Source organism: Arthrobacter sp. DNA4, assembly GCF_024362385.1.
Taxonomy (GTDB): Bacteria; Actinomycetota; Actinomycetes; order Actinomycetales; family Micrococcaceae; genus Arthrobacter.
In genome coordinates this window covers 3,269,596-3,282,518 of record NZ_CP101466.1, presented here as the reverse complement: position 1 = coordinate 3,282,518, position 12,923 = coordinate 3,269,596, and the positions used below count along the sequence as shown (strand labels likewise).

Here is a 12,923-nt window from a genome sequence, read left to right as displayed (position 1 = left end):
ACCAACCGAGCGGCGGCGAACGTGTAGTCCATCCCAAAAGGAGACCCCGTGGCACAGGACGTGCTTACCGACCTTAGTAAGGTCCGCAACATCGGCATCATGGCCCACATCGATGCCGGCAAGACCACCACCACCGAGCGCATCCTGTTCTACACGGGTGTGAACCACAAGATCGGCGAAACGCACGACGGCGCTTCGACCACCGACTGGATGGAACAGGAAAAGGAACGCGGCATCACCATCACGTCTGCCGCCGTGACCTGCTTCTGGGAAAACAACCAGATCAACATCATCGACACTCCCGGCCACGTGGACTTCACGGTTGAGGTGGAGCGCTCCCTGCGCGTCCTCGACGGTGCAGTTGCCGTCTTCGATGGCAAGGAAGGCGTTGAGCCGCAGTCCGAGACTGTTTGGCGCCAGGCTGACAAGTACAACGTTCCGCGTATCTGCTTCGTCAACAAAATGGACAAGCTCGGTGCTGACTTCTACTTCACCGTAGACACCATCATCAGCCGCCTCGGTGCCAAGCCGCTGGTCATGCAGCTGCCCATCGGCGCTGAGAACGACTTCATCGGCGTCGTGGACCTGCTCTACATGCGTGCACTGGTGTGGCCCGGCGACGCCAAGGGCGACGTGACCATGGGTGCCAAGTACGAGATCCGCGAGATCCCGGCTGACCTCCAGGAAAAGGCCGAGGAGTACCGCGCGAACCTCGTTGAGACCGTCGCCGAGTCCTCCGAGGAACTCATGGAGAAGTACCTCGAGGGTGAAGAGATCTCGATTGACGAGCTCAAGGCCGGCATCCGCAAGATGACCATCAACTCCGAGCTCTACCCGATCTTCTGCGGCTCCGCGTTCAAGAACCGCGGCGTTCAGCCCATGCTCGACGCGGTTGTGGACTACCTGCCGAACCCGCTCGACGTCCCCCCGATGGTCGGCCACGACCCTCGCGACGAAGAGAAGGAACTGACCCGCAAGCCTTCCGCTGAAGAGCCGTTCTCGGCCCTGGCGTTCAAGATTGCGGCCCACCCCTTCTTCGGCCAGCTCACCTTCATCCGCGTGTACTCCGGTCACGTGGAAGCAGGCGCCCAGGTGGTCAACTCCACCAAGGGCAAGAAGGAGCGCATCGGCAAGCTGTTCCAGATGCACGCCAACAAGGAAATGCCCGTTGAGGGCGCTACCGCCGGCCACATCTACGCAGCCATCGGCCTGAAGGACACCACCACCGGTGACACCCTGTGCGATGCCAGCAACCAGATTGTGCTCGAGTCCATGAGCTTCCCGGAGCCCGTGATCTCGGTTGCCATCGAGCCGAACACCAAGGGTGACCAGGAGAAGCTCTCTACGGCCATCCAGAAGCTCTCCGCTGAGGACCCCACCTTCCAGGTGTCCCTCAACGAAGACACCGGCCAGACCATCATCGCCGGCATGGGCGAGCTCCACCTGGACATCCTGGTGGACCGCATGCGCCGCGAGTTCAAGGTTGAGGCCAACGTGGGCAAGCCCCAGGTTGCTTACCGCGAAACCATCAAGCGCGCCGTCGAACGCCACGACTACACGCACAAGAAGCAGACCGGTGGTTCGGGTCAGTTCGCAAAGATCCAGATTGCCATCGAGCCGCTGGACACCGCCGAGGGCGAGCTGTACGAGTTCGAGAACAAGGTCACTGGTGGCCGCGTTCCCCGCGAGTACATCCCGTCTGTTGACGCGGGCATCCAGGATGCACTGAACGACGGCGTCCTGACCGGCTACCCGGTTGTTGGCATCAAGGCCACGCTGATCGACGGCGCGTACCACGATGTTGACTCCTCGGAAATGGCGTTCAAGATCGACGGCCGTATGGCTTTCAAGGAAGCTGCACGCAAGGCGAACCCGGTTCTGCTCGAACCGCTGATGGATGTCGAGGTCCGCACCCCTGAGGAATACATGGGTGAAGTTATCGGTGACCTCAACTCCCGCCGTGGCCAGATGCAGTCCATGGAAGATGCACAGGGCGTCAAGGTCATCCGTGCGCACGTTCCGCTGTCCGGCATGTTCGGCTACATCGGCGACCTGCGCTCGAAGACCCAGGGCCGCGCTGTGTACTCCATGACGTTCAACAGCTACGCCGAGGTCCCGAAGGCAGTTGCCGACGAGATCATCCAGAAGTCCCGCGGCGAGTAGTCCTTCCGGACTTTCGAAGCGAACACCTCGGTGGCGCTGTCTGCCAGCGGACAGCGTGGCCGGTGCAGGTGGCCGGGCCGGCCGGAGTGATCCGGCCGGATTCCGGCCCCTGCACGAACAGGCTCAGGGGATTAGTATTAGTTCCTGAATCTGCAATTTCACCAATCCAAAGCCCCCCAAGTAGACTTGCCTGAGTTCTACCGCGATAAGCGCGGCTGGAGGGCAAGCTATTTGAAAACGTTCTAGGAGGAACCTGTGGCAAAGGCAAAGTTCGAGCGGACTAAGCCGCACGTCAACATCGGCACCATTGGTCACGTTGACCACGGTAAGACGACGCTGACGGCCGCCATTTCCAAGGTGCTGTACGACAAGTACCCGGATCTCAACGAGAAGCGTGACTTCGCGTCGATCGACTCTGCACCCGAAGAGCGTCAGCGCGGTATTACCATCAACATCTCCCACGTGGAGTACCAGACCGAGAAGCGTCACTACGCACACGTTGACGCCCCCGGCCACGCTGACTACATCAAGAACATGATCACCGGTGCTGCCCAGATGGACGGCGCAATCCTCGTGGTTGCCGCTACCGACGGCCCGATGGCTCAGACCCGCGAGCACGTTCTGCTGGCCCGCCAGGTTGGTGTTCCCTACCTGCTGGTCGCACTGAACAAGGCTGACATGGTCGATGACGAGGAACTCCTCGACCTCGTCGAAATGGAAGTTCGTGAGCTCCTCAGCTCGCAGGGCTTCGATGGCGACAACGCTCCGGTTGTCCGCGTTTCAGGCCTGAAGGCCCTGGAAGGCGACCCCGAGTGGGTCAAGTCCGTTGAGGACCTGATGGCTGCTGTCGACGAGTCCGTTCCGGACCCCGTACGTGACCGTGACAAGCCGTTCCTGATGCCGATCGAAGACGTCTTCACCATCACCGGCCGTGGCACCGTTGTTACGGGCCGCGCCGAGCGTGGAACCCTCGCCATCAACTCCGAGGTCGAGATCGTCGGCATCCGCCCGGTCCAGAAGACCACGGTTACCGGTATCGAGATGTTCCACAAGCAGCTCGACGAAGCATGGGCCGGCGAGAACTGTGGCCTGCTGCTCCGCGGTCTGAAGCGCGACGATGTCGAGCGTGGCCAGGTTGTCGTCAAGCCGGGTTCCATCACCCCGCACACCGACTTCGAGGCTAACGTCTACATCCTCTCCAAGGACGAAGGCGGACGTCACAACCCGTTCTACTCCAACTACCGCCCGCAGTTCTACTTCCGTACCACGGACGTAACCGGCGTTATCACCCTGCCCGAGGGCACGGAAATGGTTATGCCTGGCGACAACACTGAGATGACCGTTGCGCTCATCCAGCCCATCGCTATGGAAGAGGGCCTCGGCTTCGCTATCCGCGAAGGCGGCCGCACCGTTGGTTCGGGACGCGTCACCAAGATCATCAAGTAGTACTTGCTGATCAAGGATCCGCCGGGCACCGGCCCGCGCTGAATCCACAAAGAAAGCCCCGCTGCTCCAAGCAGCGGGGCTTTCTTTTGCCCTTTCGGCAGGACCCTGCGGGTGCTGGGGGAGTGGCCACTGATACTGTTGCAGCACTGAAAGGAGATCATCATGGGCTGGCTTATTTTCCTGATCGTCGCGGTGGCCGTCGTGGGCGGGGTGTTCTGGGTCAAAAGGAATTTCCGGCACGAGATTGACCGGGCCAAGCGGATCAACAGGGCAAACAAGAACCAGTAGGAGGAGTTGCAGGCTCCTTCGCTGGTGCCCCTTATTCCTACTTTTCGGTATACCTAAATTCGCGGTATCCTCGTCTTATTGACGCCCGCAACGACGAGGACACGTGATGGCTGTTTTAACATTGGCCGCGGAATCCGCCACCACCAGAGTGTGGTCCCGCCTCCTGCTGCTCGGGCCCGCGTTCGTGGCCGCCATCGCGTACGTGGACCCGGGGAACGTGGCGGCCAACCTGACCGCCGGCGCTAACTTCGGGTACCTGCTCGTGTGGGTTCTGGTGGCAGCGAATGCCATGGCGGTGCTGATCCAGTACCAGTCAGCCAAGCTGGGTCTGGCCACCGGAATGAGCCTGCCGGAAATCCTCGGCAAACGCCTGGGAACCGACCGGCGCCGCGCCTACTGGGTGCAGGCTGAGATCGTTGCCGGGGCAACGGATATGGCGGAAGTCATTGGCGGCGCCGTCGCGCTCAACCTTCTGTTCGGCCTGCCCCTGCTGACGGGCGGGTTCATCATCGGCCTGGCGTCCATGCTGCTGCTGGCACTGCAGTCAAACCGGAGCCAGAAGTCCTTTGAGCTTGCCATCCTGACCCTGCTTGGCGTCATCGCCGTCGGGTTTGTTTCAGGCCTGTTCGTCGCGCCGCCGGATGCCGGTGGTGCCCTCGCCGGCCTTGTGCCACGCTTCGAGGGAACCGACACCGTCCTGCTCGCCGCCAGCATGCTCGGGGCGACTGTCATGCCTCACGCGATCTACCTGCACTCGGCCCTGGCCAGGGACCGCCACGGCTTCTCAGAGGATCCGGCGGTCAGGACACGGTTGATCCGCGCCACCCGCGTGGATGTCGCCGGTGCCCTGCTGCTTGCCGGAATCGTCAATATCGCCATGCTCCTGCTGGCCGCTACCAGCCTTCGCGGAGTTGAGGGGACGGACACCATCGCCGGTGCGCACGCAGCCGTGACGTCGGCACTGGGGCCCGTCATCGGCGTCGCATTCGCCATAGGCCTCCTGGCCTCGGGCCTGGCATCCACGTCGGTGGGGTGCTACGCGGGGGCCACCATCATGGGCGGCCTGCTCAAGGTCAGGATTCCGCTGCTGATCCGCCGCACGCTCACCCTGATCCCGGCTCTGCTGGTCCTGGGCGCCGGCGTTGAACCTACGCTGGCCCTGGTCCTCAGCCAGGTCCTCCTGAGCTTCGGCATTCCGTTCGCGCTGATTCCGCTGATCCGCCTCACCGGCAGCCGCAAGGTGATGGGCATCCACGCGGACTCGAAACTGCTTCGGATCGCGGGTTGGACGAGCGCCACGCTCATCGTGGGCCTGAACTGCGTGCTGATTTTCCTCACAGTGCTGGGCGTCCATTGACGTGACCGGCCAGCCACCCGCCGGCTAGTCCTGCCGGTGGCCCCGGGCGCGGGACAGCGCCTGGTACCAGTAGAAGGAACGTTTCGGGGTCCGCTCCAGTGAATCGAAGTCCACGTGCACCAGGCCAAAACGCTGCGAGTAGCCGGCGGCCCACTCGAAATTGTCCATCAGTGTCCACACGTAATAGCCGCGCAGGTCAACGCCCTCTGCCATGCCGCCGGGAGCCGTGGCCTCAAGCGCCGTCCCCAGATGCGCAGCCAGATACTCCACGCGGTCCGTGTCCTCCAGCGTCTCTGAAACCCTGTCGGGTTCAGGAAAGCTGGCCCCGCCCTCGGTGATGTACAGCGGCGGGAGGGCCTCCCCGTACCGGTCCCGCATTTCCCGCAGCAGAACCCCCAGGTGCTCCGGGGCAACCGGCCACCCGAAGCCGGTGCTGCCGTATTCCGGATACCCCACTTCGTGGAAGGGCAGCTTGGCCACTTCCTTGTGCATGTCCGCGGGCATGGGTGTGATGCCCGGTCCCAGGGCCACCTTCACCGGGAAGTAGTAGTTGAGCCCGTAGAAGTCCAGGGGCTGGTGGATGGTCTTGAGGTCGGCGTCGGAGATCCTGCCGATGGAGCGCAGCCACGGCTTGGCGTACAAGGGCAGTGAGGGGTAGCGGCCCAGCAGGACGGGATCAGCGTAGATCCTGTTCATGAGGAGGTCGTACAGGTGTGCGACGAGCCGGTCGCCGATCTTCCGTGTGGCGGGCCTGACGGGGGAGTGCAGGTTGGTCAGGCCAACGCCACCGGCCACTCCGGCCGCCCGCAGCGCCTGCACGCCGAGCCCGTGCGCCAGAAGCTGGTGGTGGATGGCGGGAAGGGCATCGAACATCAATTTGCGTCCCGGCGCGTGCACCCCCAGGGCATAGCCGTTGAGGGTGACCGAGACGGGTTCGTTGAGGGTAACCCATTGGTCCACTCGGTCGCCGAACCGCTCACCGGCGGCCCGGGCGTAGTCACCGAACCTATCGGCAGTGTCCCGGTTCAGCCAGCCGCCGCGGTGTTCCAGCGGCAAGGGGGTGTCCCAGTGGTACAGGGTGGCCATGGGGGAAATGCCGGCATCGAGGAGCTGGTCGATCAGGCGGTCGTAGAAGTCCAGGCCTTCGGCATTGAAAGTGCCGCGGCCGTCGGGCTGGATGCGTGGCCAGGAAAGCGAGAACCGGTAGGAGTCAACGCCCAGCTGCTTGAGCAGCGCAACATCCTCGGGCAGGCGGTTGTAGTGGTCGCACGCCACGGCGGGGGAGTGCCCGTCCATGATGGCGCCGGGCTTCTCTGCGAAGGCATCCCACCCGGACGGTCCGCGGCCGCCCGCCTTCAGTGCGCCTTCTATTTGGAACGCCGCAGCTGCGACGCCCAGGGTAAACGACGGCGGCACGCGCCCGGCCAGTTCCGTCACCGATTCAGTGCCTTCCAGGGTCATGCCCCTATCATCCAGCCCGTTCCTTTCCACGGCAATGGGGCGTGAGGGGGACGAAGCGAAGCCAATTCGCATCTGCCAGGCTTTTCCGGCATACTAGATGAGTTGTTCAAGCGCTTCTTCGCGTCCCGATCCGGATAATGCCGGGTGCAGGGTCCAAGTTGAAGACCAAACATAACCCACCCCAATGGAATTGCGGATTTGTATGCGTGTTCAGCGCGACACGCCCGACCGCGGGGGTCGGTTGCGACGGCAAGGTGAGGAACCCGGATTTATCCGGATTCAGTTTGTGCGGCGGATGGTGGTTACGACCTCAAATGCTTCGGCAGCCATACAACGAGTAAGTGAACAGGGCAGCCCTAAACCGGGGAAGCACAGACTGAAAGAGAGTCAGGCGACATGGCGGGACAAAAAATCCGCATCCGGCTGAAGTCATACGACCACGAGGTCATTGACGTTTCAGCACGGAAGATCGTTGAGACGGTCACGCGCGCAGGCGCAACGGTAGTTGGCCCCGTGCCGCTGCCGACGGAGAAGAACGTGTACTGCGTTATCCGCTCTCCGCACAAGTACAAGGACAGCCGCGAGCACTTTGAAATGCGCACGCACAAGCGTCTTATCGACATCATCGATCCCACGCCGAAGGCTGTTGACTCGCTCATGCGTCTCGACCTGCTTACTGACGTGAACATCGAAATCAAGCTGTAGGGAGGTGCTGAGAGACTATGACCGCAACCCGTAACGTAAAGGGCCTGCTGGGCACGAAGCTCGGCATGACCCAGGTCTGGGACGAGAACAACAAGCTCATCCCCGTCACTGTGGTCCAGGCAGACTCGAACGTCATCACCCAGCTGCGCAACGCAGAAGTTGATGGCTACGTCGCCGTTCAGATCGGCTACGGCCAGATCGATCCCCGCAAGGTCACCAAGCCGCTGGCTGGTCACTTTGAAAAGGCAGGCGTCACGCCTCGCCGCCACGTCGTCGAACTTCGTACCGCAGATGCTGCCGAGTACGAGCTGGGCCAGGAGCTCTCTGTAGAGCTCTTCGAAGCCGGCCAGAAGATCGACGTCGTCGGGACCACCAAGGGTAAGGGCTTCGCCGGTGTCATGAAGCGTCACGGCTTCCACGGCGTTGGCGCTTCCCACGGTGCCCACAAGAACCACCGTAAGCCCGGTTCAATCGGTGGCGCATCCACCCCGAGCCGCGTCTTCAAGGGCATGAAAATGGACGGCCGCATGGGCGCCGTTCGTCACACCACGCTGAACCTCACGGTTCACGCGGTCGACGTCGAGAAGTCGCTGCTCCTTATCAAGGGTGCCGTTCCCGGTGCCCGTGGCCAGGTCGTCTTCGTACGCACCGCCGTGAAGGGAGCCTAGTTCAATGGCTAACACTGTCCAGGTTGACCTGCCTGCAGAGATCTTCGACGTTCAGACCAACGTGCCGCTGCTGCACCAGGTTGTCGTTGCCCAGCTCGCTGCTGCCCGCCAGGGAACCCACAAGACCAAGACCCGCGCTGAAGTTTCCGGTGCAGGACGCAAGCCGTTCAAGCAGAAGGGCACCGGCCGCGCCCGTCAGGGTTCCATCCGTGCTCCTCACATGACCGGCGGTGGCGTTGTCCACGGTCCCACCCCGCGTGACTACAGCCAGCGCACCCCCAAGAAGATGATTGCTGCTGCACTGCGCGGCGCACTGTCTGACCGGGCCCGCAACGGTCGTATCCACGTTGTCGCTGACCTGGTTGAAGGCACCAAGCCCTCCGCCAAGAACGCACTGGCAACGCTCCGCGGTGTTTCCGACCGCAAGAACCTGCTGGTCGTCATCGAGCGCGATAACGACGTTGCTGCACTGTCCGTGCGCAACCTCGCCGGCGTTCACGTTCTGTACGCAGACCAGCTGAACACCTACGACGTTCTCGTCTCTGATGACGTTGTCTTCACCAAGGCTGCCTACGACGCATTCGTTGCCGCTAAGGCAGCTAAGAACGAGGAGGATGCCAAGTGAGTGCAGCCACCATCAAGGATCCCCGCGACGTCGTGCTTGCACCCGTCGTGTCGGAAAAGAGCTACGGCCTGATCGACGAGGGCAAGTACACCTTCCTGGTGGACCCTCGTTCGAACAAGACCGAGATCAAGCTGGCCGTGGAGAAGATTTTCTCCGTCAAGGTCGAATCGATCAACACCATCAACCGTGCCGGTAAGCGCAAGCGCACCAAATTCGGATGGGGTACCCGCAAGAACACCAAGCGTGCGATTGTCACCCTCAAAGAAGGCACCATCGACATCTTCGGCGGTCCGCTCGCGTAGCGGAGACCACTTTAACGAGGAAATAAATTATGGGAATCCGTAAGTACAAGCCGACTACCCCGGGCCGTCGTGGCTCGAGCGTAGCGGACTTCACCGAAATTACGCGGTCGACGCCGGAAAAGTCGTTGGTACGTCCGCTGCCCAAAAAGGGCGGCCGTAACAACTCCGGTAAGATCACCACCCGTCACAAGGGTGGCGGACACAAGCGCCAGTACCGTCTGATCGACTTCCGTCGCCACGACAAGGACGGCGTCAACGCCCGCGTTGCCGAAATCGAGTACGATCCGAACCGCACGGCTCGCATCGCCCTCCTGCACTACGTTGATGGCACCAAGCGTTACATCATCGCTCCCAACAAGCTCTCCCAGGGTGACGTTGTCGAAGCAGGTGCCGGTGCTGACATCAAGCCCGGTAACAACCTGCCGCTGCTCAACATCCCGGTGGGTACTGTCATCCACGCAGTTGAACTGCGTCCCGGTGGCGGCGCCAAGATGGGCCGCTCCGCCGGCGCATCGATCCAGCTTGTTGCCAAGGAAGGCCGCTTCGCCCAGCTGCGCCTGCCTTCCGGCGAAATCCGCAACGTTGACGTGCGCTGCCGCGCAACCGTCGGCGAGGTCGGCAACGCCGAGCAGTCGAACATCAACTGGGGCAAGGCCGGCCGTATGCGGTGGAAGGGCGTCCGCCCGACCGTCCGTGGTGTCGCCATGAACCCGGTTGACCACCCGCACGGTGGTGGTGAGGGTAAGACGTCCGGTGGACGTAACCCCGTCAACCCGAACGGTAAGCGGGAAGGCCGCACCCGCCGCCCCAACAAAGAGAGCGACAAGCTTATTGTGCGTCGCCGTCGTACTGGCAAGAACAAGCGATAGGAGCCTGGACACATGCCACGCAGCCTGAAAAAAGGTCCTTTCGTTGACCAGCACCTCTTTGTGAAGGTAGCCAGGGAAAACGAAAAGGGCACCAAGAACGTCATCAAGACCTGGTCCCGCCGTTCGATGATCATCCCCGACATGCTCGGACACACGATCGCCGTACACGACGGACGCAAGCACATCCCGGTGTTTGTCACTGAGTCGATGGTCGGGCACAAGCTCGGCGAATTCGCTCCCACGCGGACATTCCGCGGCCATGTCAAGGACGACCGTAAGGGCAAGCGCCGCTAGGCGCCTGCGTTTACGTCAAAGACGAGAGAAGGAAAGCAATGGAAGCCAAGGCAATTGCGCGCCACATCCGCGTAACGCCTATGAAGGCCCGGCGCGTCGTCAACCTTGTTCGTGGATTGCAAGCGAATGAGGCTCTGGCAATTCTGAAGTTTGCCCCGCAGGCAGCTTCGGAGCCGGTATTCAAGGTAGTTCAGTCAGCAATCTCCAACGCCCGGGTCCTCGCGGACCGCGACGGCGTGGCGTTTGACGAAGGCGACCTCATCATCAGCGAAGCGTTTGTTGATGAAGGCCCGACCATGAAGCGGTTCCAGCCGCGTGCCCAGGGTCGTGCATTTCAGATCAAGAAGCGCACCAGCCACATCACCGTGGTAGTCGCTACCCCGGAGAAAGAGGAGGCTCGCTAAGTGGGACAGAAAGTAAACCCGCACGGGTTCCGACTCGGCATCACCACCGATCACGTATCGCACTGGTTCGCTGACAGCACCAAGGCCGGCCAGCGGTACAAGGACTTCGTTCGCGAAGACATCCGCATCCGCCAGCTCATGTCCACGGGCATGGAGCGCGCAGGCATCGCCAAGGTCGAGATCGAGCGCACCCGTGACCGCGTCCGCGTGGACATCCACACGGCACGTCCCGGCATCGTCATCGGCCGCCGTGGAGCAGAAGCAGACCGCATCCGCGGCGAGCTCGAAAAGCTCACCGGCAAGCAGGTCCAGCTGAACATCCTCGAGGTCAAAAACCCCGAGATGGAAGCACAGCTTGTGGCCCAGGGCGTTGCAGAGCAGCTGACTTCCCGCGTGGCATTCCGCCGTGCGATGAAGAAGGCCATGCAGTCCGCACAGCGTGCAGGTGCCAAGGGCATCCGTATCGCCTGCTCGGGCCGCCTGGGTGGCGCTGAAATGTCCCGCTCGGAGTTCTACCGCGAAGGCCGTGTGCCCCTGCACACCCTCCGCGCGAACATCGACTACGGCTTCTACGAAGCCAAGACCACCTTCGGCCGCATCGGTGTGAAGGTCTGGATCTACAAGGGTGACGTCACCGCCAAGGAACTGGCCGCACAGGCTGCTGCCGCACCGTCCCGCGGTGGCCGTGGCGAGCGTCCCGGCCGCCCGGGTGGCGCTGACCGCGGTGACCGCCGCCGTCGCAACGACCGTCCGGCCGCTGAAGCAGCTCCTGCTGCCGAAGCACCGGCAGTTGAAGCAGCACCTGCTGCTGCAGAAGGAGGACAGGCTTAAATGCTTATCCCACGTCGAGTAAAGCACCGTAAGCAGCACCACCCGGGTCGTTCCGGCGCTGCTACGGGCGGCACCCAGGTCTCCTTCGGTGAGTACGGCATCCAGGCCCTGAGCCCGGCATACGTCACCAACCGTCAGATCGAGTCCGCTCGTATCGCAATGACCCGCCACATCAAGCGTGGCGGTAAGGTCTGGATCAACATCTACCCGGACCGTCCGCTGACCAAGAAGCCTGCCGAAACCCGCATGGGTTCCGGTAAGGGTTCACCGGAATGGTGGGTCGCCAACGTCAAGCCGGGCCGGGTTCTGTTCGAACTCTCCGGTGTCAATGAAGAGGTAGCTCGCGAGGCCCTGCGCCTGGCAATCCACAAGCTGCCGTTGAAGGCACGCATTGTGCGTCGCGAGGGTGGTGAATAGAAATGGCAGTAGGATCCAAGGATCTGGCTCCCGCACAGCTGGACGGTTTCGACAACGAGCGTCTCGTTGAAGAACTCCGCAAGGCCAAGGAAGAGCTGTTCAACCTGCGTTTCCAGTCCGCCACCGGACAGCTGGAGAACCACGGTCGCCTGCGCGCGGTAAAGAAGGACATCGCACGCATCTACACCGTTCTCCGCGAACGCGAGCTGGGCATTCGTGCCGAGGTTGCCGCACCGGTTGTGGAAGCCAAGGAAGAGAAGAAGTCCAAGAAGGCTTCAACCAAGAAGGCCGAAAAGGCTGAAAAGGCTGAGACCGAGGAGGACGCCAAGTGAGTGAAAAGGACCAGAACGTGACCGAAACTGCTACCGAAGCCAAGGCTGGGCAGCGCGGTTACCGCAAGACCCGTCGCGGTTACGTGGTCTCCGACAAGATGGAAAAGACCATCGTTGTCGAGGTTGAGGACCGCGTGAAGCACGCACTGTACGGCAAGGTCATCCGCCGTACCTCCAAGGTCAAGGCACACGACGAAGAGAACACCGCCGGCATCGGCGACCTCGTTGTCATCGCCGAGACCCGTCCGCTGTCCGCCACCAAGAACTGGCGGCTCGTGGAAATCCTCGAAAAGGCCAAGTAGCACCTGCTGCTTCGCTGGAAGCCCCTGCTCCCTTCCGGGAGCGGGGGCTTCCTCGTCTAACCGGGGCGTCACGACGGACAGCTATTGGCGGCAGCGGACGACGGCGGCGCGTGGCCTGGCGGGGGAGCGGCGCCCTGGGCGGGCGGAAAGGCTGTCCTGCCTGCCGCCGTCGTCCGTCTTGCCGGGCAGGGGACGGTGGTGATATGGGGACCGGCGGAAAACATGCTAGGATATTGAGTTTGTATGGCGCCTTTCGCGTGCCATCATCAACCTCGTAAACAAGCGTGCCACAGCATAGTGCCCCTGTGCGCCCGGGATCCGTCCCGGACCGGGTGGGAGCAACTGCTTCTGGCACGGGCGTTTAGGCCTGGTCTGGCAAAATCCAGGCAGGTCAAGAGACACCCCGATCAACCGTTCCGCAAGGCTCATTCCGTAGCAACATCACGGCCTGAGAACCGG

Annotated in this window: 16 protein-coding genes; 15 read left to right on the top strand and 1 reads right to left on the bottom strand. The window is 62.3% G+C overall.

Annotated elements, in window-relative coordinates; translation table 11 throughout:
• Positions 1-48: 48 nt before the first annotated feature.
• The 4 genes from fusA to NMQ03_RS15120 all read left to right on the top strand — a co-directional run bounded on the left by fusA (position 49) and on the right by NMQ03_RS15120 (position 5,254).
• Positions 49-2,163 (top strand): elongation factor G, encoded by a 2,115-nt coding sequence (gene fusA, locus NMQ03_RS15135; protein ID WP_255172849.1) that lies wholly within the window; start codon positions 49-51, stop codon positions 2,161-2,163.
• 255 nt (positions 2,164-2,418) lie between these two features.
• Positions 2,419-3,609: an elongation factor Tu gene (gene tuf, locus NMQ03_RS15130; RefSeq protein ID WP_141159762.1), complete on the top strand. Its 1,191-nt coding sequence runs from the start codon at positions 2,419-2,421 to the stop codon at positions 3,607-3,609.
• A 162-nt stretch (positions 3,610-3,771) separates the two neighbouring features.
• Positions 3,772-3,897 carry a hypothetical protein gene (locus NMQ03_RS15125; protein ID WP_255172848.1) on the top strand — a complete coding sequence of 42 codons (126 nt, stop codon included), beginning with the start codon at positions 3,772-3,774 and terminating at the stop codon, positions 3,895-3,897.
• Between the two features lie 106 nt (positions 3,898-4,003).
• Entirely contained in the window at positions 4,004-5,254 is a 1,251-nt protein-coding gene (locus NMQ03_RS15120; protein WP_255172847.1) for an Nramp family divalent metal transporter, read from the top strand.
• Positions 5,255-5,278: 24 nt separating this feature from the next.
• Here the strand turns inward: NMQ03_RS15120 and NMQ03_RS15115 are convergent, their stop codons facing one another.
• Positions 5,279-6,715: a GH1 family beta-glucosidase gene (locus tag NMQ03_RS15115; RefSeq protein WP_255172846.1), complete on the bottom strand. Its 1,437-nt coding sequence runs from the start codon at positions 6,713-6,715 to the stop codon at positions 5,279-5,281.
• Between the two features lie 396 nt (positions 6,716-7,111).
• Here NMQ03_RS15115 and rpsJ point away from each other — a divergent pair, with 396 nt between their 5' ends.
• Genes rpsJ through rpsQ form a run of 11 tightly spaced genes read left to right on the top strand, consistent with a single transcriptional unit; the run spans position 7,112 to position 12,464 of the window.
• The gene (gene rpsJ, locus NMQ03_RS15110) at positions 7,112-7,420 is read left to right on the top strand and encodes a 30S ribosomal protein S10 (protein ID WP_255172845.1); all 309 of its coding nucleotides are present in this window, start codon (positions 7,112-7,114) and stop codon (positions 7,418-7,420) included.
• A gap of 17 nt (positions 7,421-7,437) precedes the next feature.
• Positions 7,438-8,088 carry a 50S ribosomal protein L3 gene (gene rplC / locus NMQ03_RS15105; protein ID WP_255172844.1) on the top strand — a complete coding sequence of 217 codons (651 nt, stop codon included), beginning with the start codon at positions 7,438-7,440 and terminating at the stop codon, positions 8,086-8,088.
• Positions 8,089-8,092: 4 nt separating this feature from the next.
• Entirely contained in the window at positions 8,093-8,713 is a 621-nt protein-coding gene (gene rplD / locus NMQ03_RS15100; RefSeq protein ID WP_175316316.1) for a 50S ribosomal protein L4, read from the top strand.
• Complete coding sequence (gene rplW, locus NMQ03_RS15095) at positions 8,710-9,015, top strand: 50S ribosomal protein L23 (RefSeq protein WP_011692807.1); 306 nt, start codon at positions 8,710-8,712, stop codon at positions 9,013-9,015. Before rplD ends, rplW begins: the two co-directional genes overlap by 4 nt.
• 29 nt (positions 9,016-9,044) lie before the next feature.
• Positions 9,045-9,884 carry a 50S ribosomal protein L2 gene (gene rplB / locus NMQ03_RS15090; RefSeq protein ID WP_159631363.1) on the top strand — a complete coding sequence of 280 codons (840 nt, stop codon included), beginning with the start codon at positions 9,045-9,047 and terminating at the stop codon, positions 9,882-9,884.
• A 12-nt stretch (positions 9,885-9,896) separates the two neighbouring features.
• On the top strand, positions 9,897-10,178 hold the full coding sequence (gene rpsS, locus NMQ03_RS15085; protein WP_003803803.1) for a 30S ribosomal protein S19: 282 nt from the start codon (positions 9,897-9,899) through the stop codon (positions 10,176-10,178).
• A gap of 38 nt (positions 10,179-10,216) precedes the next feature.
• On the top strand, positions 10,217-10,582 hold the full coding sequence (gene rplV, locus NMQ03_RS15080; protein WP_009358304.1) for a 50S ribosomal protein L22: 366 nt from the start codon (positions 10,217-10,219) through the stop codon (positions 10,580-10,582).
• Positions 10,583-11,413, top strand: coding sequence for a 30S ribosomal protein S3 (rpsC, locus tag NMQ03_RS15075; RefSeq protein WP_141942674.1), 831 nt, complete (start codon positions 10,583-10,585; stop codon positions 11,411-11,413). It abuts the gene before it with no gap.
• Complete coding sequence (gene rplP / locus NMQ03_RS15070; RefSeq protein ID WP_043454603.1) at positions 11,414-11,830, top strand: 50S ribosomal protein L16; 417 nt, start codon at positions 11,414-11,416, stop codon at positions 11,828-11,830. It abuts the gene before it with no gap.
• A 2-nt stretch (positions 11,831-11,832) separates the two neighbouring features.
• The gene (gene rpmC / locus NMQ03_RS21060; protein ID WP_159631364.1) at positions 11,833-12,162 is read left to right on the top strand and encodes a 50S ribosomal protein L29; all 330 of its coding nucleotides are present in this window, start codon (positions 11,833-11,835) and stop codon (positions 12,160-12,162) included.
• Positions 12,159-12,464: a 30S ribosomal protein S17 gene (rpsQ, locus tag NMQ03_RS15060; protein WP_043454607.1), complete on the top strand. Its 306-nt coding sequence runs from the start codon at positions 12,159-12,161 to the stop codon at positions 12,462-12,464. The genes rpmC and rpsQ overlap by 4 nt, the downstream gene beginning before the upstream one ends.
• The last annotated feature ends 459 nt before the right edge of the window (positions 12,465-12,923 follow it).